A 21987-nucleotide genomic window follows, 5' to 3' on the forward strand; every position below is an offset into this window, starting at 1 on the left:
ACTTATTCACTCCTCAGGCACTTCGCCGGGTTAATTCTCGCTGCCCGGAATGTCTGCAAGCCCACAGTGAGCCAGGCAACGAGCAGGGCTGCAAGGCCGGCGAAGACAAAATGCCACCAGGTCAGGTCAATTCCGTAGGCAAAGTTCTCGAGCCATTTTCTGGCCATTATGTAGCTTACGGGCAGGGCGATAACGGTAGCTGCCAGTACCATTTTGGTGAAGTCGGCAGTAAGCAAGTACATCACCCTTATTACACTTGAACCAAGCACTTTGCGAATACCGATCTCTTTGATGCGCTTTTCTGTCATAAAAGAGGAGAGGCCAAAAAGGCCTAGACAGGAAATAAGAATAGCTATGCCTGCAAAATAACGTGACAGTATGGCTACTCTTTCTTCAGATGCATACAGCGCCTGATAGTCCTGATCAAGAAACAGCGGAATAAACTGGTACCCTGGATTAAATGATTCGTACAAGGTTTGGATGCCCTTTATCGTTTCCGCCTCGTTTCCGCTTTTAAGTCTGGCCATCACAAAATGTGTCTTGGCAGGCTCCAGCAGAAACATCATCGGCTCTACAGTTTTGTGAAGAGAAAGCATGTTAAAGTCCTTTACTACGCCGATGATTTTTTTATCGCCCGTATAGTGAGTAATGGTTTGGCTAATAGGATTTTCGATACCCATGGCGGCGATAGCGGTTTCATTAAAGATGACTCCTGTGGAGTCTGCTCCAAACTTTTCTGAAAAAGCGTGGCCCTCTACCATTTCAATGCCCAGCATTTCTATTGTACCAAAGCCTACATTGGTCTCCCAAAACTGTAGCTGGTCTTCCGGGGTTTTACCCGGCCAGTCTACTCCGCCGGTTGAGTTGGCACCTCCAAGCATAAAGCCTGAAACTGCTGCTCCGGTCACTCCAGGAAGGGTTTTAAGCTCATTTACGAAGGCTTCGGAGTTTTCGATGAACTTGCCCTCCCTTTCAAAGTAGATAATGTTTTCACGGTTGAAGCCCAGGTTTTTGTCTTTCACGAACTCCATTTGCTGGTATACCACCACCACCGCTACAATCAAAATAATCGATAGGCTGAACTGCACGACTACCAGAGCTTTTCGGCTCCACACCTCTCCAGTCTTTCTGGACAACTTGCCTTTTAGCACCTCGACAGACTTCAAACCCGAAAGGTACAAAGCAGGGTAGCTGCCCGCCAGTAAACCTACCATCACCACCAGACCGATAGCAGCTACGATCAGCTGCCCATCTGGTTTTAGCATCAAATCTTTCTGAGAGATAGAATTGAATTGTGGCAGAAACAACCACACCAGACTGAATGCCACCATCATGGAAAGAAATATCAGGAAAAATGACTCAGTAAAGTATTGACCCATCAGCGACTGTCGGGACGCACCTAATGATTTTTTCACGCCTATCTCTTTGAGGCGATGGGAAGCTTTGGCTGTCGACAGATTGATGAAATTAATGCAAGCGATAAGCAAAACGAAGAGTGCCACCATCGAGAAAAGATGCACGTATTCTATCCGGCCGCCCGCCTGAACGCCGTTTTCGTACTCGCTGTAGAGATATTTGTCGTCATACTTGGCCAAAAAAAGGGAAACACGATCACCTTCCAGCTTTTCTTTGAGGATCGCATCTATTTTGGCAGCCACCTCATCCTGCTCCGTCCCGGACGCCAGCACCAGGGCAATGCGACCGTAGTAGTTATTCCATTGTTTATAGCTCACCAGATCGTCGTGAAAATAATTCCATGACATGATGAAGTCGAATTTTTCAGAAGAGCTTGAAGGGATGTCCTCTAATATGCCTGCAACCTGAACGGTTTTTGCATTGCCCCAGGAATGCCAAACGATTTGCCGACCGATTGCGTCGGTTGTTTTGAATACCCGCTGTGCCAGGGAGCGACTGATGAGGATACCAGATTTGTCCGCCAGGGCTGTTTTTCCATTTCCTTCAGCCAGCTGGTAACTGAAAACATCAAAGAAGTCCTGGCTTGCAAACCTTCCGTCCGCTTTGAAATAAACGTCGCCGACAGACAGGGTGTATTCATGTGGGTCGGTAAAGGCAGTAGTACTCTCTGCTTCGGGTATTGTTGCTTGAATTTCCTCCAGCAGCAGCCCTGGCACACCTTTCCAGGTAGATACCCCGCTGGCGTCGGTGTGGTTAGACATGATCTGGTACAGCCGGTCTCCTTTTTTGTGAAAGTGGTCGGTGGATACTTCGTCTGTTACCCACAGATAGATAAAGAGAACGCAAGTGAGACCTGTAGACAGCCCGGCAAGGTTGATCAGAAACTGACTTTTGTGTTTCTGGAAGTTTCTAAAAGTGAGAGTGAGATTGTGTTGGAACATGGCCGTATAATTTGAGTTTTTGAGTCTTGACTTTCGTAGAGCAAATGGCCGCAGGTAATTCGCCACCTGGTACCAGTAATTCAGCTTCGCCCTCCATACCGATTTCTGTTCCACTGTAGCATAGAACTTTTCCTCCAGGTCGCCCAGCACTTCCTCGGCGAGGTCGCTTCTGAGCGCTCGTTGGAGCAGCCGTTCTGCTAAATGGGGCGGTATGAGGGGTCGCTTTTTCAACCAAAGTTTAGCTTACCTGTTGCAAAGGCCGGAAACTGACTCCACAGCGAAACCCTAAAGTCTCTTGAAGTTTCAAGTGCCCTCTGACCACTGGCGGTGATGGTGTAGATGCGCTTCCTGCGCCCGCCCCGCTCGGCAGTGGCCTGGCCCATTTCTGATTCGAGAAAGCCCTTTTCCTCCAGCCGGTTAAGAGTGGAGTGCACGGCTCCGATGGAGACTTCTCGTTTCGTCTGACTTTCGAACTCTTCTGCTACTTTGAAAGAGTAGGCTTCTTCTCCCAGAATGCCCACAAGTAGTAAAAGAACTTCTTCAAATTCGCCCAATTTTGTTTCCTTCATGGTATATGATACTAGATTGTAGAGCTAATATACGAAGAGAGTTTTTATTTGTTCTACTTTTTAGTAGGAAATACTTTTTCAGACACGAAAGGCGGTGACTGAAATATCTTCATCGAGATAAATGGGCGTCGAACGGATATTTGAAAGGGCTGATCGAATATCTTGATGATACGGCATATATTTGACTACCTTATGGTGGCAACCTTTAAGTGAGCATGGAAAAGTTAGTTTGGTCAGTGATTTTTATTCTTTGTGTCTTGTTTTCTGTGAAGACGGAGGCACAAATAGCCAGCATCGATAGCCTGGAAGTTGAGTTGAAGTCGGTAAATTCGGATACAGCCCGACTGAGAGTTTACATCGACCTGATTGAGCTTTACGATAAACTTGCACCCTCCGAGAAGGCGATGCAAAGAGTGCTCGAAGGCCTGGATCTTGCCAAAAGAACTGGCAATGAATTTGCACAAGCAAAACTCCTGCAATTCCGTGGGCAAATTTATAACGAGCTTTACCGGTCTGACTACGATGGTGCACTGTCCTTTTTTGCCCAATCTCTACAGCTACATAGAAAACTCTCGAAAACTAATCCTGACAATTTTGCCCAACAACGGGAAATTGTTAGTGTACTTAACAGCACTGGCTACATTTATTGGCAGTGGGGAAAGCTCGTCACAAGCCTTTTTTATTACGATTCTACCATCCAATTAGGAAACAAAATAAGGTTGATCGATTCAACGGACTTACGAACCAACAGGCTTCTCGGTATTGCACTGAATAGCAAGGGAGCCGTGTTGTGGGGTTTGGGTAATTATAGTGAAGCCATTGAGAGCTATATAGATGCGACTGCTTATTTCGAACAGTTGGGGATGACCAAGTTCCTAAGCCTGGCGATGTCCAACATAGGGCTCATTTACGAGTCGTGGGGACAAAAAGAGGACGCTCTTTTTTATTTTAAAAGGGCCGTGACCCTCGCCAGGGAAGCAGAGGATCAGTCGGCTACCGGGTATGCACTCAACAATATGGGCAGCTTCATGCGTTCGGCGGCACAGTACGATTCTGCGCTATATTATTTTCAGTTGTCGCTGGAAGAATACGCCGAAGACAATATCGGGGGAATCTGGCTGAACTTAAATGGTTTTGGAAAGACATATGCCAAAATGAAAGCTTACGATAAAAGCCTCGATTACTTTTTCAAAGCTTTGCAATTGGCCGAGGAAACCAATTCTGATTACAGGCGTGCGCTGGCTAAGGAAAGCATCTCGGCGACCATGGCAGATAAGGGAGACTACAAGAATGCACTTCAGTATGCCAATGAAAGTAATGCCATCGCAGAAAAGTATGGATACAAGGAAATAGTAAAGGACAACTACCTCAATATATCCAGGGTGTATTCACTCCAAAATAACTATCAAAAGGCGTACGAAACCTACCAGCGATATTCCGAGGTCAAAGATTCATTGTTTTCTGATGAAAAGTTTCGGCAGATCACACTCATGAAGGAACAGTTTGAAGCGGAAAAGAAAGAAAACGAAAACGAGTTGCTCAGGAGAGATAGCCTGCTTCGGGATCAGGATTTGCAGCGAGCCCGCCTTGAGCAATATGGGTTGATTATATTGCTAGTCGCCATGTTGACCTTTGGTGGGTATTTTGTGGTGACCAACAGGAAAATCAAGGGCATCAATAAAGTGCTCACCGGAAAAAATCTGGAGATAACCCAACAAAAGGAGGAATTGGCGTTGCAGGCGGAGGCGCTCAGGAAGTCGAATGAGATAAAGAACCTTATGTTTTCCATCGTTTCTCACGATTTGCGAGCCCCTATTGTGAATCTGGGAGGCTTGGTTGAGTTAATTAGCAACGAGTCAATATCTAAAGAGGAGTTCCAAAAGCTATTACCGACTGTTGTAACCAATATTGGTAGTCTTACCAACCTCACTGACAACTTGCTCTACTGGGCAAGGAGCCAGATGGAAGGGATAAAGGCCGTGCCTCAAAGGTTTGATATCAAGGAACATTTGGGGCCGAAAATGCAGCTGTACGAAAGAGCAGCGCTTGAGAAGGGAATTATATGCATTGATAACCTGGAGCCCGCCACTATGGTATATGCTGACCCGTATATGGTTGAGTTGGTGGTTCGTAACCTGGTAAGCAATGCTATTAAATTTTGCAACGCAGGCGACACCATCACCACTTCCTCAAAAGAAGCAAATGGCTTTGTCGAAATAACTGTTCAGGACACAGGGCAGGGCATACCACCCGAATACATGGAGCGCATCTTCAACGACATTCAGTTCACAACACTTGGCACCAAAAACGAGAAAGGAGTTGGTCTTGGGCTGATGATGTGCAAGCATTTTGTGGAGGTGATTGGTGGCAGGATTTGGGTGGAAAGCATCTTCAAAAAAGGAAGCAGCTTTCATTTTACAATTCCCACTTCCTGAGATAATGCCTTCCGGGAGGAAAGTCAAAACGATAAAATTCCAGCATTGAGTTAGGCTAAATCACCAGATCAACCCTGGAGGTATTGAAGGGGACGTTATGTGCCATCTACCGGCTGTGCTATTTTTTTGCTGGTCCAAAGCATATTGTCTCACTACTTTAAAAGCATTTTCCAATTCTATTCCTTAATTTTGCACCCTCTTTTGAATTAGTAATTGCGCTTTTTCAGAATTATTATCGCAAGACAACACTTAAAGACAGAATAAAAAATGGGAAGCACGCTGTTTGATAAAATTTGGGATGCCCATGTGGTAAAGGAGATCAAGGACGGTCCGAGCGTTTTGTATATTGACAAGCACCTCATTCACGAGGTTACGAGCCCTCAGGCCTTTGGAGGCATCGAAAAGAGGGGAGTGCCAGTGTTTAGGCCGGAAAGAACAGTAGCTACGCCAGATCACAATATCCCAACGATTGATCAGCATCTGACCATCAAAGACCAGCTCTCGAAGTTTCAGGTAGACAAACTGACTGAGAACTGCGAAAGGCACGGCATTACGCTATACGGCATCAACCACCCTTTTCAGGGGATTGTGCACGTGGTGGGGCCACAAATGGGCATCACCCAGCCTGGCATGACCATCGTTTGTGGCGATAGTCACACCTCAACTCATGGTGCATTTGGTAGCATTGCTTTTGGTATAGGCACCAGCGAAGTGGAAATGGTGCTGGCTACCCAGTGCATCATGCAGCCCAAGCCAAAGAAGATGAAAATCACAGTCAATGGTGACCTGCACAAGTCGGTAACTGCCAAAGACCTTATTCTTTATATCATTTCCAAGATTTCCGCATCAGGCGGAACGGGCTATTTTGTGGAGTATGCAGGTTCAGCCTTCACCAGCCTTTCTATGGAAGGCCGGATGACCGTCTGCAACATGAGCATCGAAATGGGTGCCCGTGGTGGATTGATCGCTCCTGACGAAAAAACTTTTGAATACATAAAAGGCAGAGAGTTTGCGCCAAAAGGTGCTGACTGGGACAAGGCTGTTGCTAAATGGAAGCAGCTACGCACTGATGCCGATGCCAAATTCGATAAAGAGTTGACTTACGATGCTTCTGACATCGAGCCGATGATCACCTACGGAACCAATCCAGGTATGGGTGCCAAAATCAAGTCGCACATTCCGAAGCTGGACGAGATGCCAGCCAGCGAGAGATTGTCGTTCGAGAAATCGATGAAATACATGGGCTTCAATGCTGGCGACGAATTGCAAGGCAAGCCTATCGATTACGTATTTGTGGGTAGCTGTACCAATGGCCGCATCGAAGACCTTCGTGCTGTAGCTGAATTTGTGAAAGGCAAAAAGAAGGCTGATAACATCACTGCCTGGATTGTGCCAGGCTCTAAAATGGTGGAAAAAATGGCCATTGAGGAAGGCATAGTGGCAACACTGGAGGCTGCAGGCTTCAAAATGCGTCAACCTGGCTGTTCGGCATGTTTGGCAATGAATGACGACAAGATTCCTTCTGGAAAATACGCTGTATCTACCTCCAACAGAAACTTCGAAGGAAGACAAGGCCCGGGCTCAAGAACCTTGCTGGCCAGCCCGCTAACGGCAGCAGCAGTAGCAGTTACCGGTCACTTAGTCGACCCCAGAGAAGTAATGTAATTCACCCTAATCAGAACACTATCATGGCAAAAGATAAATTCCATACCCTAGTAAGTCGTGCGGTACCTGTCGACGTTGAAAACGTTGACACAGATCAGATTATTCCTGCCAGGTTTTTGAAGGCAACCACCCGGGAAGGATTTGGTGACAACCTGTTCCGTGACTGGCGATACGATAAAGACAATCAGCCAATTCCTGAATTTCCGTTGAACAACCCGATGTACAGTGGCAAAATCCTGGTGGGTGGCAAGAACTTCGGCTCAGGCTCCAGCCGTGAGCATGCTGCCTGGGCAATTTACGATGCCGGCTTTAGGGTAGTTGTATCAAGCTTTTTTGCCGATATTTTCAAAGGCAATGCCCTGAACACTGGCCTTCTTCCTGTAACAGTTTCTGAAGGGTTCCTGCGCAAGATTTTTGATGCGATTGAAAAAGATCCAAAAGCTGAATTTGAAACCAACCTGGTGGATCAGACTTTCACCATCCTGGCTACAGGCGAGAAAGAGAGTTTCGAGATCAACACCTACAAAAAAGAATGCATGATCAATGGTTTCGATGATATCGACTACCTGCTGAACATCAAAAATGATATTGAAGCATTCGAGTCTTCAAGGGCTTAAGCCAATTCCATGAAGGTTGAAATAATGGATACGACCCTCAGAGATGGGGAGCAGACTTCTGGTGTCTCTTTTACCGACAGTGAAAAGCTGACGATAGCGCAGCTATTGCTGGAGGAGCTGAACATCGACCGGATTGAGGTGGCGTCGGCTCGTGTATCTGAAGGAGAACTGAAGGGGGCGACGAAAATACTGAATTGGGCCAGCCAAAACGGATTTCTCGACCGGGTGGAAGTACTTGGCTTTGTCGACAAAAACATTTCCGTCGACTGGATCAAAAACTCCGGAGGAAAAGTGCTCAATCTGCTTTGCAAAGGCTCCCGCAAGCATTGCGAAGGCCAGCTCAAAAAGACGGTCGAGCAACACCTGACGGATATTGCTGAAACGGTGGACTATGCTCACGGACAAGGGCTGATTATCAATGTTTACCTCGAAGATTGGTCCAACGGAATGCGTACTTCGCCTGATTATGTAGACACCATGATCGAAGGCTTGCAGACGATGCCGATCAAAAGAATCATGCTGCCGGATACGCTTGGTATACTCAACCACAAAGAGTCATACGACTTCTGCAAGGCCATGACCACTAAATTTCCTCAGGCTCACTTCGACTTTCATGCCCACAACGACTACGACCTGAGTACGGCCAACGTGTATGCGGCACTTGAGGCTGGCATTTACGGCGTGCACACTACATTAAATGGTCTGGGCGAAAGGGCGGGCAACGTGGCGCTGTCCAGCGTGATTGGCATTGTGAAAGACCACCTTCACCTCGACATGCAGGTAGATGAAACCAAGCTTTATAAGGTTTGCAAAATTGTGGAGTCATTCTCTGGTGTTCGGATTCCCGGCAACAAGCCATTGATCGGTGAGTTTGTGTTCACTCAAACCAGCGGCATTCATGCCGATGGCGATAGCAAGGATAATTTGTACCACAACAGCCTGAGCCCGGATCGCTTCGGAAGGAGTTATTCTTATGCGCTTGGCAAAATGTCAGGCAAGGCCAACATCAAGAAGAACCTTGAAGAGCTGGGCATAGAGCTAAGCAAGGAAGACACCAAGAAGATTACTGAAAGAATCATTGAGCTAGGGGATAAAAAGGAAACCATCACTAAGGAAGACCTTCCCTTTATCATCAACGACGTGCTTCGAAGCGAGAAGATCGAGCAGCACGTCATTATCAAGAACTATTCATTGTCGGTCGCTCAGGGGCTCAAGTCCATGGCCACGCTTTCTATTCAGATAGGAGGGAAGACCTATGAAAAGACCGCCGCCGGCGATGGTCAGTACGATGCTTTCATGAATTCGCTCACTGCCATTTACGACGACTTCGGGCGAAAGCTACCCAAGCTGATCGACTATGAGGTGCAGATTCCCCCGGGTGGAGAAACTGATGCATTGGTGATCACTTCCATTACGTGGGAGAACGGAAAGAAATTCAAAACCAGGGGACTTGACCCTGACCAGACCGTGGCGGCCATTAAGGCTACCATAAAGATGTTGAACATTATTGAAAATCATAAATAAGGAGCATGCAGTATAAAATAGCCACCCTTCCCGGAGACGGAATAGGCCCGGAGATCGTAGACCAGGCCATCAAAGTATTGAAAGCCATAGGTGAAAAATACGGACATAGTTTTGACTTCCAGTTTGCCTTAACGGGTGCAGCTGCCATCGACAAAGTAGGCGAGCCTTATCCGGATGCCACGCATGAGATTTGTATGGCAGCAGATGCCGTGCTTTTCGGCGCTATTGGCGACCCTAAGTATGACAACGATCCTAAGGCCAAAGTAAGACCTGAGCAGGGCTTGCTGGGCATGAGAAAGAAGCTTGGCTTGTATGCTAACATTCGTCCTGTAGCTACCTTTCCTTCTTTGATTGACAAAAGCCCGTTGAAGAACGACCGTGTAGAAGGTGCTGACTTTGTGGTGGTGCGTGAGCTGACAGGTGGCATTTACTTCGGTCAGCCAAGAGGCAGAACTGAAGACCAGAAGACCGCTTTTGACACCTGTGTCTACTCAGTTGATGAAATCGAGAGAATATTGAAACTGGCGTTTGAGTATGCTGGTAAAAGAAATAAGAGACTGACCGTTGTCGACAAAGCCAATGTATTGGCCAGCTCCCGTTTGTGGAGAGAAGTGTCGCAGCGCATGGAGAAAGATTATCCTGAGATCACTGTCGACTATATGTTTGTTGACAATGCTGCCATGCAGCTGATCCAGTGGCCTAAGAAATTTGACGTGATGGTGACGGAAAACATGTTTGGCGACATCCTTTCCGATGAAGCCAGTGTGATCACAGGCTCCCTTGGCTTGTTGCCTTCAGCATCTGTTGGGTTGCATACGTCCGTGTTTGAGCCTATCCACGGTTCATACCCTCAGGCAGCTGGTAAGAACATTGCCAACCCTGTAGCGACCATTCTTTCAGCCGCCATGTTGCTGGAATCCTTCAACCTCTTGGATGAAGCCAAGAAGATAAAAGACGCTGTAAACGCTTCGCTTGATGCCAATTTCGTTACCGAAGACATCAGCAAGGAAGCTTCCAAGTCTACCTCTGAAGTAGGCGACTGGGTAGCTGATTGGGTGAAGAAGAATTAACGGAAACGAAACGTCATTCTGAGCGTCGACCTGCAAGGTTGTCGAAGACTGAGTAGAGAACAGAAAGCCCTGGTGGAGAGACCGGGGCTTTTTTGTTGGCGGCTCAGAAATCAATGCGTAAGTTGACATAAGTACATTTTAAGTGATAAGTAAAATACAAAAAGGAATTAAATTAATTATTTTATTATTAAAATATTTGTGGTACGTTTGTGTCATGACATCAACAAACATAGCCATGATTAAACTATCGCAAGACAAAGAAGTAAAGAGGAGATTAAGTGAGTTTGAAAATATTCACATCAGAATAAAGGATCTTAGAGATGGTCGGGACTCAAAAGCAACCAAAAACTTACGTTCTATTAAGCAAAACGCCATTTCTGAAATTTTTAACATGCCAGCACAAAATTGGAACAAGATCGAAAAGGGGAAAAAGAACGGAGGTAACAACCCTACAATTGAACACCTTATAGGAATGAGTGTGTATTGGGGTGTTTCCATTGATTATATTGTTACAGGCGAGGCGCCACTATCTAGTATACAAAATCAGAGCACAACTGCGCAAAGCAATTTAGATGATTCTCTGAAAATTAAATTTTTAGAAGAAAAACTTATAGACAAGGATGCTATTATCTCATCTCTCCAGAAAGTGGTATCTCTCCAGGAGAAAATAATAAAATAATAAATATTTATAACGTGGTTGTGGATTCCTCCAAACAAAGTTCCACTACCTCTTTCAAGTTGGTCTGCAGTTCGTCCAATGTAGCTGCTTGTGTGTGTGCTCCTGGCAGGTTAGGTACGATACCAACGTAAAGCCCGGTTTCCTTGTCTTTCTCTATTTGTGCTGTGAACTGATAGTTTATTTTCATGAGTTGATGACCTGTGGTTTTAGAGATATGGATGACAGTTTTAACCTCTGAGTTGGAAATGAGCTAGCAGTACATCATTTGAAAAAAGCACCTCAACGTGCCTAGTCTGTGATCCTTTTTAGTGCACATCAATTGTCCTTAGAAGGTAATTTGGATTTGATGTTCTTTACTATTTCTTCTCTTTCCATTAAAATCCTATTGAGCCTTTTCTCTTCATCTACACTTGCTTGTGTCTCTGTCTTAGCTAATTCATTACTGTTTGATGAGATAACATCTTCCCTTTCTTCGTAAGCTTCATTCAAAGCTCTCTCTTTTTCTATGAGATTTTTTGGTTTCGTATAGTAAATGATATAGGCTATTATGGAGGATAGAAAAATTTCAAAGCCAATACTATCATCCTCTTGCATGAGTCTAAAAAAGAGTTCGGAGAAGTATCTTACTACCACAAAAAGAGCTGCTATTGAAACAATGGAGCCAGTAATTACTACCCTTTTTGAATTGCTCCTGTGGCTTATCTGAAAGCCGACATGATAAAGCCACCTAAACAATTGGCCAATAATGATTACTAATGCTGCGAATGAAATTACCCTAATATCCATGCTCAGAAATTAAAACGTGTTGATAAAGACTTCGACTATTTCTTCCAAAAAAGCCAAGCTCAACTCGAAGCTTAATACGGCTTTTTTCGTCGGTTGGATACCTCAAAATTTCTTGTCTGCCTTAGACGTTAGCCTTATTCGTCTAGCCACTTGTTGTGCTTGTCGTTGAATGCCTTGAGCGTAACCAGCTTTGACTCATCTAAGCTATCATCGTAGGCTTCGTAAAGCTCTTTCTTCTCATCCGTGCTCAAATTGTCGAGGAGCTGACCTGCCTTCTGATTGGCCTTTGAATCCAGTAAATGATACACAATCTCGAGTAGTTCATGGTTGTCAGATTGATCAACCAAAGAATGGATATTACTCTTTAAATCAGTCGAATGGGCCATAAGCTAGCTTTCTTGTGCGACATAAAAATAACCTTATAAAACGACTTCCCAAATTCGGCTATAACTGCCAGTGCGAAGGGGAGTCAACTTTGCAGCGCCTTTGTTTCTCAACGTGATGTCTTAGTGGCCTTCCTCCATACCCACTCCGAAACTATCACAAAGCTCCACACCCCCAACACGTCGCTGAGCATATCAGCCAGTTCAAAGGTTCTGTTGGCAAATGCCAGCTGGGTAAACTCTTCGGCTATCGCAAAGCACAAGACGAGTACCCCCGCCATATTGATATCGAGTGATCGGATTTTTAATCGTCTGAATTTCAGTGCGACATTGATCAGGCCTGCAAGAAACCCAAAGAGCATAAAATGCCCCACCTTGTCGCCGAAGGGAACGCCTTCAATAATCTTCATTAAACCAAGTTTATGATTGGTATCTGCCATCACAATGATGAAGCAGATAAAGCCAAAGAAAAGGAGAGAGGGAATGTATCTCATTGCTATAGATTTATTAAATACTTGTGGATTTAAATGGTAAGATTTTAGACTTCGCTCCCTTTAGGGTAGGGGTAATCGAAGTCTAAAATCTTATTGCATGTTACTCAGTCGCAATATTCAGTTTGTACCAGTTGATATTCCTGGTGAAGTACATTGTAATCGCCAAAATGATAGTTAGCCCAATGCTACCCATCAGCAGGGCATAATCTGCTAGCTGAAGTGTGACAAACAAGAAGCCGTAGATGCCAATCAACGTAGCCACCAGCAGCATGGAAAGCTTCGGCATTTTGAACACGCTCATCGAATACAACGAAATCATGCCGACTATTGCACAGGTGGCAACGGCATAGGCAACGTTGAAATTGGTGTGTTCTGAAATCGAGATAAGCAGGATATAAAACAGGGAAAGAGCCAATCCCACAAGTGTATATTGAAAAGGGTGGATTTTTCTGCCATTCAATATCTCGACCAGGAAGAAGATAAGGAATGTAAGCACAATCGTCATGATGGCGTATTTAGCTGACCGCATCGATTTCTGGTAGTCATCCAGAGGCAAGATGAGATCCACGCCAAAGGCGGCGTTTTGAAGTTTTTCTGCTTCCCCGGTGTCAATCCACGACTGAGGAAAGTTGCGGTTGAGCTGAAGCACTTTCCAGTTGGCAGTAAAGCCGGCATCGCTCACTTGCCGGTCGTCGGGGATGAAATTGCCATTGAAGCTGGGACTGGGCCACGCCGACGTCAGCTTGATATTGGTGTTGCTGCCAAGAGGAGTGAACGACAGGTTCCGACTTCCCTGCAGCTTGAGGTCAAAACCAAAAGCCAGGTCTTTCCCAAAAGCTTCAGTAAGGTCAGGTACTGCGACGGTAAAGCCAGAATAGGCGATGTCCGAAATACGTGAGCCGGGCTCTACTTTCAGGTCACGGTTATTCCATTTGACTACCACATCGTCTTCAATACCTCTCAGGTCTGAAATACCGATGGTAAGAAATGCCTGCCCCCACCTGATGGTCTTCAGGTTATTTTCATCTGGCATTTTATCAATCACGAAGCTGCCATTAACAGCTAGCGCCGACCTGTAAACGACAATTTCGTAAATACCCCGCCTGAGCTTCTCCGGGTCAACCGTGCCATTGATATCGAGCGACTTGGGCAGGATATGCCAGTATTTCACCGTTTCTACCGTTTTGTCGTCCTTCAGGTATTCGTACACAAGCGGTATGGTGAGGATAGGGCCATTCACCAGTTGACTATCGGCCCATTTGCCGCTGACTTCTGACACAGCTTCATTGTTGAGGTATTCACGTTCGCTGATGATCGAGGTGATCATGGAAGTGGGTATCAGTAACAACAACACCAAAATGGTAATGGTGGTGAGCTTTAACATCACTGAATTCTTAATCCAGTTGTTTACTTTTTCTAGCGGAGTGGTTTCATTTTCCATGTTGAGTATATTTAAAAGTACTTTGTTTTTCAAAGTGAATAGATAAATTTTTTTACTTTAGCAATTGCTCAATAGCCTTGATGTGTCTGACAAAAGCTTCTTTTCCTTCTGCGGTGGCCATGTATTTAGTATTGGGCTTTCGTTCGATAAACTCCTTTTGTACAGAGATATAGGTGCTCGTTTCCAGCGACTTCAGGTGGGTGGCCAGATTGCCGTCTGTGACGTCGAGGAGGCTTTTGAATGAGTTGAAATCCATGGCATCGTTCACCATCAGGGCAGACATAATGCCCAGGCGGATCTTGTTTTCGAACGCCTTGTTCAGGTCTTTCAGCAGCTCTTTCACGACCCGTACTTTATGTACATGGCAATGCCATAGACAATGTGGAGCACTCCGAAGCCAATCGCCCAAAACAACAAGCCGTAGCCGATAAACTGACAAGCAAGCAAGCCGAGAATTATCTGGATCAAGCCCAGACTTCTTACTTCGGAGAGGGTGTATTTACTGGCATTCACGAGCGCAAGGCCGTAGAACAGCAAGGTGAGGGGTGCCAGCAATCCAATCAGACCTTTGAAGAGCAAAATAACGCACAGAATGCCGCCTGCCGCCAGGGGAATAAATAGATTGATCAACAAGCGCTTAGCCTGACTGTCCCATAGTTTTTGATTGTTTTTGGAAGCCTTGCGTTGTGTGAAAAACAAACCGGCGCCTACGGCGGAGAGCAGGAGGGCCACAGCGATAATCAACAACTGAGAGATGTTTTCGTTGCTCAGCAGTGCCTGCCGGTAGCCCAGGTAGTTCTGACCGCTATACACCATTTCGTAGGCAACATAAGCGCCGATGAGCCCCAGGCAGCCTGCCACTATACCCGACATGCCGCTTAGTGAGATAAACCTGGAAGAGCGATCCATGATCGACTTTATTTCATGCAGGTCGTCTAAGTATTTTTGTTTCTCCATTTAAAAGTACTTTGTGTTTCAAAGTAAATGATAGTACGGATATTTTGCAAATGTGTTTTTCAGTTCTGGTAAATTATTTTTCCAGCCAGGCTTTTAGTTGTTCGGCAACTTCAAGCCAGTTTTCAACTTTCTCTGGTTTTCGTGGCGTGCCGACATAGTATTCAAGGCTGTCGATAAACTTCCCACTTTCAAGTGATGTCACTTTCTTTCGATGGAAGCTGAAAACCTCACCTTTGTGTTTCAGGTGCACCCATCCAGTCTTTTTGGTAAGCAGGATCTCGTTGTCAAGCCCCGCTTCTTTAAGCAAGTTCATGATGTCTTTATGCTCTGTTGGGAGGAGGCGCATAGGTGAAAGTTAGATATATTTTTGTGACGCAAAGCGAGTGAGACAGCAAAACGTCTCTCTTCTCTTTGCGACATGGCGTCTTTGCGTGCTTTCAACTTCACTCTTAACATATCCTTAACCCAACTTCTACTTAACAATTGAATAACAAATCGCTATTTTCGGACGATGGGAGGAACCAAACCGGAAAGTGCCGTAGTAGAGAACAAACTTGAACCTAAGCTGGGGCCACTGATGCTCTGGGGGCTGGGAGTTGGCTATGTTATCTCGGGCATGTACTTCGGCTGGAACCTCGGTCTCGCAGAAGGCGGCACACTCGGCCTGGCCATTGCTACCTTTTTCATCATCATCATGTATGTAACCTTCACCTTTAGCTACACTGAGCTGGCCTGTGCTATTCCAAAGGCAGGAGGGGCGTTCGACTACGCAAACCGGGCACTGGGTAAGAACCTTGGCTTTCTAACCGGTATGGCTCAGAATATAGAGTTCATTTTCGCACCTCCGGCAATTGCAGCGGCCATTGGTGCCTACTTTCATATTTTCTTTCCTGCCATCGATACCCTGCTGATCGCTTTGGCAGCCTATGTTATTTTCACATCACTTAATATCGTCGGCGTGAGGGCGGCTGCTACTTTTGAACTCGTCATTACCATCCTGGCCGTAGTGGAACTGTTGATTTTTGCTGGGGTGACACTGCCTGCTTTTGAATTCAAAAACCTCCAGGCAAATTCACTCCCCAACGGTTTTCAGGGAGTTTTTGCAGCCCTGCCATTTGCTATTTGGTTTTTCCTGGCCATTGAGGGGGTGGCAAATGTGGCCGAGGAGGCCAGAAACCCGCAGCGCAGTATCTTGATCGGGTTTGGATCGGCCATTTTTACTTTGGTAGTGCTCTGCATCCTCACTTTTGTTTCGTCGGTGGGTGTGGCGGGATGGGAGGCCATCGTATTTCCCGAAGGAAGCACCACAGCGTCAGATTCGCCACTGCCGCTTGCGCTTGGGAAAATAGTTGGGAACGAGCACATCCTGTATCACCTGCTGATTACGGTTGGCCTGTTTGGCCTGGTAGCATCGTTTCATGGTATTATTCTGGCAGCCGGTCGCTCCACTTTTGAGTTTGGACGAGTAGGTTACGTGCCCAAATCCCTGGGCAGGGTGCACCCCAAAACCGGTACGCCTGCCAATGCGCTGGTGGTAAACATGGGCATTGGGATATTAGCTCTGCTTACCGGAAAAACTGGCGAAATCATTACCATTGCGTGTTTCGGTGCGTTGACACTTTACATTTTGTCGATGATCACCTTCTTTGTGCTCAGGAAAAATGAGCCCGAGTTGGAGCGCCCATTCAAAGTGCCATTTTACCCTTTGTTTCCTGCAACAGCGTTAGTGATAGCAGCGATTGCTTTTGTGGCCATCACCTGGTACAACCCAATGTTGGCGCTGGTGTATTTCGGACTGCTGATTATCGCTTATATTTGGTTTAAGCTCACCTATAAAGAATCGTGACCATGCTAGTGAAAGGAATGCTTACCCTGGATGAACTGAAAAAGAAAGTGGCCTCTGAGGAGATCGAGACGGTGATCACTGCCTTTACCGATCACTATGGTCGCATGATGGGCAAGCGCTACGACGCTGAGTTCTTTTTGGAAAGCGTAGTGAAAGGTGGCACGCATGCCTGCAACTACCTGCTCACCACCGACATGGAAATGGAGCCGGTTCCTGGCTACGACTTCGCCAATTGGGAGCTGGGTTACGGAGATTTTCATTTGGTGCCCGACATGAAAACACTGCGTGTAGCCAGTTGGCTGGAATCCACGGCCCTGGTTGTTTGCGACGTGTATTCCGACAAAACGCATGAATTGATACCAGAAGCACCCCGTTCCCTGCTTTCTGGTCAAATCAAGCAGCTAAAAGCTCAGGGCTTCGATTCCGCTGCGGCTACTGAGCTTGAATACTACCTTTTTGAAAACGACTATCGGTCGGCACATGAAGCTGGGTATAGCCAAATGACGCCTGCCGGATGGTACCTCGAAGACTACCATATCATGCAGGGCACCAGAACGGAGGAGTTTACAGCCGCTGCCCGCAAGCACCTGAAGCATTCCGGTGTGCCAGTGGAGAACTCCAAAGGAGAATGGGGACTTGGTCAGCACGAACTCAACGTTCAATATGCCGAGGGACTGGAGATGGCAGATCGCCATACTGTGTACAAGCAGTGCCTGAAAGAGCTGGCCGATGCCATGGGCATCTCAGTTACCTTCATGGCCAAGTTCCATGAGGACAGGGCTGGGAGCAGCTCTCATGTGCATATCAGTTTGTGGAAAGACGGTAAAAACCTTTTTGTGGGCGATGAAGATTTTGGGTCGGTAAAGGCGTCGAAGGAGTTTGGCCACTTTCTGGCCGGCTGGATCAAGTATGTGCCTGATGTGATGGTGTTTTATGCACCAACGATCAATTCCTATAAGCGCTTTGTAGATGGAAGCTGGGCACCAACCCGCATGGCCTGGAGCAAGGATAATCGCACGGCCGGATTTCGAATTGTAGGAGAGGGGAATAGCTTAAGAATAGAAAATAGAATTCCGGGTGCTGATTGTAACCCTTACCTGACCCTGGCGGCGTCTATAGCCAGTGGATTAAAAGGCATGAAGGAGAAGCTACAGCCAGAAAGGTGCTTCGAGGGCGATATTTATGCGGCTGCGCATTTGCCCGGGGTGCCAAGAACTTTGAAAGAGGCCGTGAGGTTGTTTAAGGGAAGCTCATTTGCCAAAGAAGCGTTTGGAGAAGAGGTGGTGAAACACTACGCCCATTTCTACGAAACCGAAGTGGCTGATCACGAAAAAGCCGTGTCGGACTGGGAGCGGAAAAGGTATTTTGAGAGGATTTGACGACAATGCTTTGGTAGTCAAACCGATAGGGTCGGAACAGGTTTGAATTTATTTGGAAATGAAATGTGTTAACTTAGTAACGATATTTTTATCATCATGATAATCGAAAGAAAGGATAACGAAATTATTTTTCGGCTGCCTGGAGATACCGACATTGATGACTTGCAGGCTGTTGTAGACTGGCTTAAGTTCAGAGAGATTTCTAGAAAGTCAAAAGCAACACAGGAGCAAATCGATGAATTGGCGAGGGAAGCTAAGAAAGGTAGATGGGAGAAGACTAAATCCATTTTGGGTTTATGAGGATAGTGGTCGATACGAACATCGTATTTAGTGCTTTACTGAATGCAGATAGTCGAATTGCCAGAATTATTCTTCAGCCAAGGTCAGGGCTCAATTTTTATTCTACTCACCATCTGCTCACTGAAATAGAATCCCACAGAGAAAAGTTGCGGCAATTAGCTGGTTACACCCAAGAACAGTATGATGATGTCTTTGCACAAATCTCTAATCGTATAAAGATCTTAGACGTTAGATTAATACCCGTAGCATTGATGAAGAATGCCTTGCACTTGACAAGGGACGTCGATGTCGATGATACCGAGTTTATTGCATTGACAGACCATATCAAAGGAAAGTTGTGGAGTGGTGACAAAGCATTGATTTCAGGGATGCAGGCAAAAGGCTGGGATAAGTTTATTTTATCAAAAGACCTTTTAGAGATTGTTTAAAGCAATAAGGGAAACGATTATAACCGAACCAAGTATAATTTATCATGAGACTAAAAGACAAAGTAGCCCTGATCACAGGGGGTAGCAGTGGCATAGGAAAAGCCAGTGCGATGCTGTTTGCAAAAGAAGGTGCCAAAGTAGTAGTGGCCGATGTGAATGAAGCAGGTGCTACCGAGACGGTAAAGGAAATCAAGGCAGCTGGCTTTGAGGCTGCATTTGTGAGGGCAGATGTGTCCAAAGCTGCCGACTGCGAAAACATGGTGAAGTTCGCTGAGAGCACTTATGGCAAGCTGAACATCCTGTTCAACAATGCCGGTATCATGGATTCCAACGACGACAATGCCGAGACCACCTCTGAAGAAACCTGGGATCTGACCATGAACATCAATGCCAAGGGGGTTTTCCTTGGTTGTAAGTATGGTATCCCGGCTTTGAAAAGAGCAGGAGGAGGCAGCATCATTAATACCGCTTCCTTTGTGGCGATACTCGGTGCGGCCACACCGCAAGTGGCCTACACGGCGAGCAAAGGAGCGGTACTTTCCCTGACGAGAGAGTTGGCAGTTATTCATGCAAGAGAAAACATTCGTGTGAATGCTTTGTGCCCTGGCCCGCTAAGGACTGACCTACTGATGAAGTTCCTGAACACAGAGGAAAAGAAACAGCGTCGCCTGGTGCATGTGCCAATGGGACGGTTTGGTGAGTCGGAAGAAATGGCTAAATCAGCATTGTTCCTCGCTTGCGACGATTCGTCTTACGTGACAGGTACAGAGTTTATGGTAGATGGTGGTATCACGGCGGCCTATGTAACTCCTCAATAAGTTTATGCAAAAGGGTTTTCAAATCATCAGCCCGGTCGACGGGTCAGTTTACGCCGAAAGGAGCTATGCTACAGCATCTGAAGTCGATGCTGTGGTGGCAAAATGCTGCTATTCGTTTCCTTCGTGGAGAAAAACATCGTTAGAAAAGCGGGCGGAAATCTGCCGCAAAGCGGTGCAGTATTTTGTCGATCATGCCGACGACTGGGGCATGGAAATTACCATGCAAATGGGCCGGCCGGTTCGCTACACACCCAACGAAATCAAAGGTGGTTTCAAAGACCGGGCAGAATACATGATCACTTCTGCTTTCGACGCCCTGAAGGACAAAGAAGTATCGCAAAAAGAGGGCTTTAAACGCTTCATTCGAAAGGAGCCACTGGGAACTGTGCTCGTGCTGGCGCCTTGGAACTATCCCTATCTTACTTCGGTAAACGTGGTCATCCCGGCCATCATGGCGGGTAACACAGTGATACTGAAACACGCTGAGCAAACAGCGTTGTGCGCTGAGCGATATGCAGAGGCATTCAAAGCCGCCGGACTCCCCGACGGGGTTTTCCAGTTTTTGCACATCAGCCATGCCCAGGTAGCCGACCTGATCCATGACCCAAGAATTGCCTATGTGGCATTCACCGGTTCGGTGGAAGGTGGTCATGCCATTCAGGAAGCGGCAGGCAATAGGTTTATTACGGCAGGGTTGGAGCTAGGAGGTAAAGACCCAGCGTATGTGCGGGAAGATGCTGACCTGGCTTTTGCAGTAGAAAACCTGGTGGACGGGGCTTTCTTCAATTCTGGACAAAGCTGTTGTGGTATTGAGCGCATTTATGTGCACCAGTCGAAATATGATGAGTTTGTTAAAGCCTTTGTAGAGCTGACAAAAACCTACAAAGTAGCTGACCCTCGTAAGTCAGATACCACACTGGGGCCAATGGTACGACCTTCCAATATGGCCAAAGCCCAGCAACAAGTGAAAGAAGCAGTAGCCAAAGGAGCCAAACTGCTAGTCAGTGCCATTGACTTTCCGGAGATGTCGGCGCCCTATTTGGCTCCACATGTTTTGGTAGACGTTAATCACACCATGGAGATCATGTCTGAGGAAAGCTTTGCGCCGATCATTGGTATCATGCCGGTGAAAGACGATAACCAAGCCATGAGGCTGATGAACGACAGTCAGTACGGACTCACCGCCTCTATATGGACGAAAGACGTAGAAAAAGCCCTTTCTATTGGCAACGAAGTGGAAACTGGCACCTGGTTCATGAATCGCTGCGATTACCTCGATCCGGAGCTGGCGTGGACTGGCGTGAAGAACTCTGGCAAGGGATATACACTTTCTTCCTTAGGATATGATGCACTTACCCGCCCCAAGTCGTTTCACCTGAGAGTATCTTAACATGAAAGTGGCCCTGCTGGTTTGTGATCATGTGGCGGCGCAGTTTGCAGAGAAGCACGGCGACTACCACTTCATGTTTGACCAACTGCTGCCTGAGCTGAAACTGGAACCATGGTTTGTCTGCGAAGGAAGTTTTCCGTCCATCGCAGACTATGATGCTTTTGTTTGCACCGGATCCAAAGCCTCAGTATACGACGACATTCCATGGATACACCAGTTAAAAGTGTTTACGAAAGAGATTTACGACAGTGGAAAAAAGTTTGTAGGCGTTTGCTTTGGTCATCAAATGATGGGAGAAGCCCTTGGCGGAAAGGTGGAAAGGGCTGAAGTGGGCTACCTGATTGGCGTTCATCAATTCGCTATCAAAGAGAAACCCACGTGGATGAGACCAGCGCCTGACAGCTACAATATCCTCATGCTTTGTCAGGACCAGGTAATGAAGCTACCCCCCAACTCAAAAGTGCTGGCCTCATCTCCTGAGTGCCCAGTAGGAATGTTCACTGTCGGCGATACTTTTTTTGGTATCCAGGGGCATCCCGAATTTAGCCTGGAATATGACCGGGAGGTCTTTGAATCGAGAGTGGAAAGGATAGGGAAGGAGAAGGTTGACAGGGCTGTCGAGAGTTTGAAAGTGGAGCCGGATAGGGAGGGGTTGAAGGGGTGGATTTTGGGATTCTTAGAGGAAGGATATGATGTACGAAAGTAATAAAAGGTTATGTTCAGTTAAGTGTGTCATTTTTTAAAAGTTGGGTTCAAGTCTTTCGGGATATGTCATAGTTAGTATACTTATCACCTTGGTCCATGATACCGGTCTGGACCATTTCTTTTGAACCTTCGAACTGACTAAAT

General features: G+C 46.5%; 23 protein-coding genes. 13 read left to right on the forward strand and 10 right to left on the reverse strand.

Annotated elements, in window-relative coordinates:
• Positions 1-2 precede the first annotated feature (2 nt).
• Positions 3-2588 carry an FtsX-like permease family protein gene (locus RIF36_RS02640; RefSeq protein WP_350121161.1) on the reverse strand — a complete coding sequence of 862 codons (2586 nt, stop codon included), beginning with the start codon at positions 2586-2588 and terminating at the stop codon, positions 3-5.
• Complete coding sequence (locus RIF36_RS02645) at positions 2585-2926, reverse strand: PadR family transcriptional regulator (RefSeq protein ID WP_151998445.1); 342 nt, start codon at positions 2924-2926, stop codon at positions 2585-2587. Before RIF36_RS02645 ends, RIF36_RS02640 begins: the two co-directional genes overlap by 4 nt.
• Before the next feature lie 215 nt (positions 2927-3141).
• On the opposite strand from RIF36_RS02645, the gene RIF36_RS02650 reads away from it, so the two are divergent.
• The 6 genes from RIF36_RS02650 to RIF36_RS02675 all read left to right on the forward strand — a co-directional run bounded on the left by RIF36_RS02650 (position 3142) and on the right by RIF36_RS02675 (position 10916).
• Entirely contained in the window at positions 3142-5361 is a 2220-nt protein-coding gene (locus RIF36_RS02650; RefSeq protein WP_350121164.1) for an ATP-binding protein, read from the forward strand.
• A gap of 267 nt (positions 5362-5628) precedes the next feature.
• Positions 5629-7026 carry a 3-isopropylmalate dehydratase large subunit gene (gene leuC, locus RIF36_RS02655; protein WP_350089375.1) on the forward strand — a complete coding sequence of 466 codons (1398 nt, stop codon included), beginning with the start codon at positions 5629-5631 and terminating at the stop codon, positions 7024-7026.
• A gap of 23 nt (positions 7027-7049) precedes the next feature.
• Complete coding sequence (gene leuD, locus RIF36_RS02660) at positions 7050-7643, forward strand: 3-isopropylmalate dehydratase small subunit (protein WP_350121167.1); 594 nt, start codon at positions 7050-7052, stop codon at positions 7641-7643.
• Positions 7644-7652: 9 nt separating this feature from the next.
• Positions 7653-9167 (forward strand): hydroxymethylglutaryl-CoA lyase-like TIM-barrel protein, encoded by a 1515-nt coding sequence (locus RIF36_RS02665; RefSeq protein WP_350121170.1) that lies wholly within the window; start codon positions 7653-7655, stop codon positions 9165-9167.
• Positions 9168-9172: 5 nt separating this feature from the next.
• Positions 9173-10237: a 3-isopropylmalate dehydrogenase gene (leuB, locus tag RIF36_RS02670; RefSeq protein ID WP_151998450.1), complete on the forward strand. Its 1065-nt coding sequence runs from the start codon at positions 9173-9175 to the stop codon at positions 10235-10237.
• A 235-nt stretch (positions 10238-10472) separates the two neighbouring features.
• Complete coding sequence (locus RIF36_RS02675) at positions 10473-10916, forward strand: hypothetical protein (RefSeq protein ID WP_350121173.1); 444 nt, start codon at positions 10473-10475, stop codon at positions 10914-10916.
• A gap of 7 nt (positions 10917-10923) precedes the next feature.
• Here RIF36_RS02675 and RIF36_RS02680 read toward each other — a convergent pair whose 3' ends face one another.
• From RIF36_RS02680 to RIF36_RS02715, 8 genes are all read right to left on the reverse strand, one after another.
• The gene (locus RIF36_RS02680; protein ID WP_350121175.1) at positions 10924-11103 is read right to left on the reverse strand and encodes a type II toxin-antitoxin system HicB family antitoxin; all 180 of its coding nucleotides are present in this window, start codon (positions 11101-11103) and stop codon (positions 10924-10926) included.
• Positions 11104-11231: 128 nt separating this feature from the next.
• The gene (locus RIF36_RS02685; RefSeq protein ID WP_350121178.1) at positions 11232-11702 is read right to left on the reverse strand and encodes a hypothetical protein; all 471 of its coding nucleotides are present in this window, start codon (positions 11700-11702) and stop codon (positions 11232-11234) included.
• A gap of 134 nt (positions 11703-11836) precedes the next feature.
• Positions 11837-12088, reverse strand: a complete 252-nt coding sequence (locus tag RIF36_RS02690; RefSeq protein WP_350121181.1) for a hypothetical protein — start codon at positions 12086-12088, stop codon at positions 11837-11839.
• 107 nt (positions 12089-12195) lie between these two features.
• Positions 12196-12579 carry a VanZ family protein gene (locus tag RIF36_RS02695; RefSeq protein ID WP_350121184.1) on the reverse strand — a complete coding sequence of 128 codons (384 nt, stop codon included), beginning with the start codon at positions 12577-12579 and terminating at the stop codon, positions 12196-12198.
• 100 nt (positions 12580-12679) lie between these two features.
• On the reverse strand, positions 12680-14020 hold the full coding sequence (creD, locus tag RIF36_RS02700; RefSeq protein WP_350121187.1) for a cell envelope integrity protein CreD: 1341 nt from the start codon (positions 14018-14020) through the stop codon (positions 12680-12682).
• A gap of 52 nt (positions 14021-14072) precedes the next feature.
• Positions 14073-14363 carry a winged helix-turn-helix domain-containing protein gene (locus tag RIF36_RS02705; protein ID WP_350089391.1) on the reverse strand — a complete coding sequence of 97 codons (291 nt, stop codon included), beginning with the start codon at positions 14361-14363 and terminating at the stop codon, positions 14073-14075.
• Complete coding sequence (locus RIF36_RS02710) at positions 14360-14977, reverse strand: hypothetical protein (protein ID WP_350077028.1); 618 nt, start codon at positions 14975-14977, stop codon at positions 14360-14362. The genes RIF36_RS02705 and RIF36_RS02710 overlap by 4 nt, the downstream gene beginning before the upstream one ends.
• A gap of 73 nt (positions 14978-15050) precedes the next feature.
• Complete coding sequence (locus RIF36_RS02715; protein WP_350121190.1) at positions 15051-15323, reverse strand: hypothetical protein; 273 nt, start codon at positions 15321-15323, stop codon at positions 15051-15053.
• Between the two features lie 165 nt (positions 15324-15488).
• Here RIF36_RS02715 and eat point away from each other — a divergent pair, with 165 nt between their 5' ends.
• From eat to RIF36_RS02750, 7 genes are all read left to right on the forward strand, one after another.
• Entirely contained in the window at positions 15489-16823 is a 1335-nt protein-coding gene (gene eat, locus RIF36_RS02720; RefSeq protein WP_350121192.1) for an ethanolamine permease, read from the forward strand.
• A gap of 2 nt (positions 16824-16825) precedes the next feature.
• A complete protein-coding gene (locus RIF36_RS02725; protein ID WP_350121195.1) occupies positions 16826-18202 on the forward strand; it encodes a glutamine synthetase family protein in 1377 nt (458 codons plus the stop codon).
• 96 nt (positions 18203-18298) lie between these two features.
• The gene (locus RIF36_RS02730; protein ID WP_350077036.1) at positions 18299-18502 is read left to right on the forward strand and encodes a hypothetical protein; all 204 of its coding nucleotides are present in this window, start codon (positions 18299-18301) and stop codon (positions 18500-18502) included.
• Positions 18499-18930, forward strand: coding sequence for a PIN domain-containing protein (locus RIF36_RS02735; RefSeq protein WP_350121198.1), 432 nt, complete (start codon positions 18499-18501; stop codon positions 18928-18930). The genes RIF36_RS02730 and RIF36_RS02735 overlap by 4 nt, the downstream gene beginning before the upstream one ends.
• A 44-nt stretch (positions 18931-18974) precedes the next feature.
• Positions 18975-19748 carry a glucose 1-dehydrogenase gene (locus RIF36_RS02740; RefSeq protein ID WP_350121201.1) on the forward strand — a complete coding sequence of 258 codons (774 nt, stop codon included), beginning with the start codon at positions 18975-18977 and terminating at the stop codon, positions 19746-19748.
• Positions 19749-19752: 4 nt separating this feature from the next.
• The gene (locus RIF36_RS02745; RefSeq protein WP_350121203.1) at positions 19753-21138 is read left to right on the forward strand and encodes an aldehyde dehydrogenase family protein; all 1386 of its coding nucleotides are present in this window, start codon (positions 19753-19755) and stop codon (positions 21136-21138) included.
• A gap of 1 nt (position 21139) precedes the next feature.
• Complete coding sequence (locus RIF36_RS02750; protein ID WP_350149309.1) at positions 21140-21844, forward strand: glutamine amidotransferase-related protein; 705 nt, start codon at positions 21140-21142, stop codon at positions 21842-21844.
• Positions 21845-21987: the final 143 nt, after the last annotated feature.

Source organism: Imperialibacter sp. (genome assembly GCF_040222815.1).
In the GTDB taxonomy this organism is placed as follows: domain Bacteria; phylum Bacteroidota; class Bacteroidia; order Cytophagales; family Cyclobacteriaceae; genus Imperialibacter.

Excerpts from the sequence above, each read along its gene's own strand:
- RIF36_RS02645 (WP_151998445.1), bottom strand. The coding sequence starts at position 2,926 with ATGAAGGAAACAAAATTGGGCGAATTTGAAGAAGTTCTTTTACTACTT.
- RIF36_RS02650 (WP_350121164.1), top strand. The coding sequence starts at position 3,142 with ATGGAAAAGTTAGTTTGGTCAGTGATTTTTATTCTTTGTGTCTTGTTT.
- leuC (WP_350089375.1), top strand. The coding sequence starts at position 5,629 with ATGGGAAGCACGCTGTTTGATAAAATTTGGGATGCCCATGTGGTAAAG.
- leuD (WP_350121167.1), top strand. The coding sequence starts at position 7,050 with ATGGCAAAAGATAAATTCCATACCCTAGTAAGTCGTGCGGTACCTGTC.
- RIF36_RS02665 (WP_350121170.1), top strand. The coding sequence starts at position 7,653 with ATGAAGGTTGAAATAATGGATACGACCCTCAGAGATGGGGAGCAGACT.
- leuB (WP_151998450.1), top strand. The coding sequence starts at position 9,173 with ATGCAGTATAAAATAGCCACCCTTCCCGGAGACGGAATAGGCCCGGAG.
- RIF36_RS02675 (WP_350121173.1), top strand. The coding sequence starts at position 10,473 with ATGATTAAACTATCGCAAGACAAAGAAGTAAAGAGGAGATTAAGTGAG.
- RIF36_RS02680 (WP_350121175.1), bottom strand. The coding sequence starts at position 11,103 with ATGAAAATAAACTATCAGTTCACAGCACAAATAGAGAAAGACAAGGAA.
- RIF36_RS02685 (WP_350121178.1), bottom strand. The coding sequence starts at position 11,702 with ATGGATATTAGGGTAATTTCATTCGCAGCATTAGTAATCATTATTGGC.
- RIF36_RS02690 (WP_350121181.1), bottom strand. The coding sequence starts at position 12,088 with ATGGCCCATTCGACTGATTTAAAGAGTAATATCCATTCTTTGGTTGAT.
- RIF36_RS02695 (WP_350121184.1), bottom strand. The coding sequence starts at position 12,579 with ATGAGATACATTCCCTCTCTCCTTTTCTTTGGCTTTATCTGCTTCATC.
- creD (WP_350121187.1), bottom strand. The coding sequence starts at position 14,020 with ATGGAAAATGAAACCACTCCGCTAGAAAAAGTAAACAACTGGATTAAG.
- RIF36_RS02710 (WP_350077028.1), bottom strand. The coding sequence starts at position 14,977 with ATGGAGAAACAAAAATACTTAGACGACCTGCATGAAATAAAGTCGATC.
- RIF36_RS02715 (WP_350121190.1), bottom strand. The coding sequence starts at position 15,323 with ATGCGCCTCCTCCCAACAGAGCATAAAGACATCATGAACTTGCTTAAA.
- eat (WP_350121192.1), top strand. The coding sequence starts at position 15,489 with ATGGGAGGAACCAAACCGGAAAGTGCCGTAGTAGAGAACAAACTTGAA.
- RIF36_RS02725 (WP_350121195.1), top strand. The coding sequence starts at position 16,826 with ATGCTAGTGAAAGGAATGCTTACCCTGGATGAACTGAAAAAGAAAGTG.
- RIF36_RS02730 (WP_350077036.1), top strand. The coding sequence starts at position 18,299 with ATGATAATCGAAAGAAAGGATAACGAAATTATTTTTCGGCTGCCTGGA.
- RIF36_RS02735 (WP_350121198.1), top strand. The coding sequence starts at position 18,499 with ATGAGGATAGTGGTCGATACGAACATCGTATTTAGTGCTTTACTGAAT.
- RIF36_RS02740 (WP_350121201.1), top strand. The coding sequence starts at position 18,975 with ATGAGACTAAAAGACAAAGTAGCCCTGATCACAGGGGGTAGCAGTGGC.
- RIF36_RS02745 (WP_350121203.1), top strand. The coding sequence starts at position 19,753 with ATGCAAAAGGGTTTTCAAATCATCAGCCCGGTCGACGGGTCAGTTTAC.
- RIF36_RS02750 (WP_350149309.1), top strand. The coding sequence starts at position 21,140 with ATGAAAGTGGCCCTGCTGGTTTGTGATCATGTGGCGGCGCAGTTTGCA.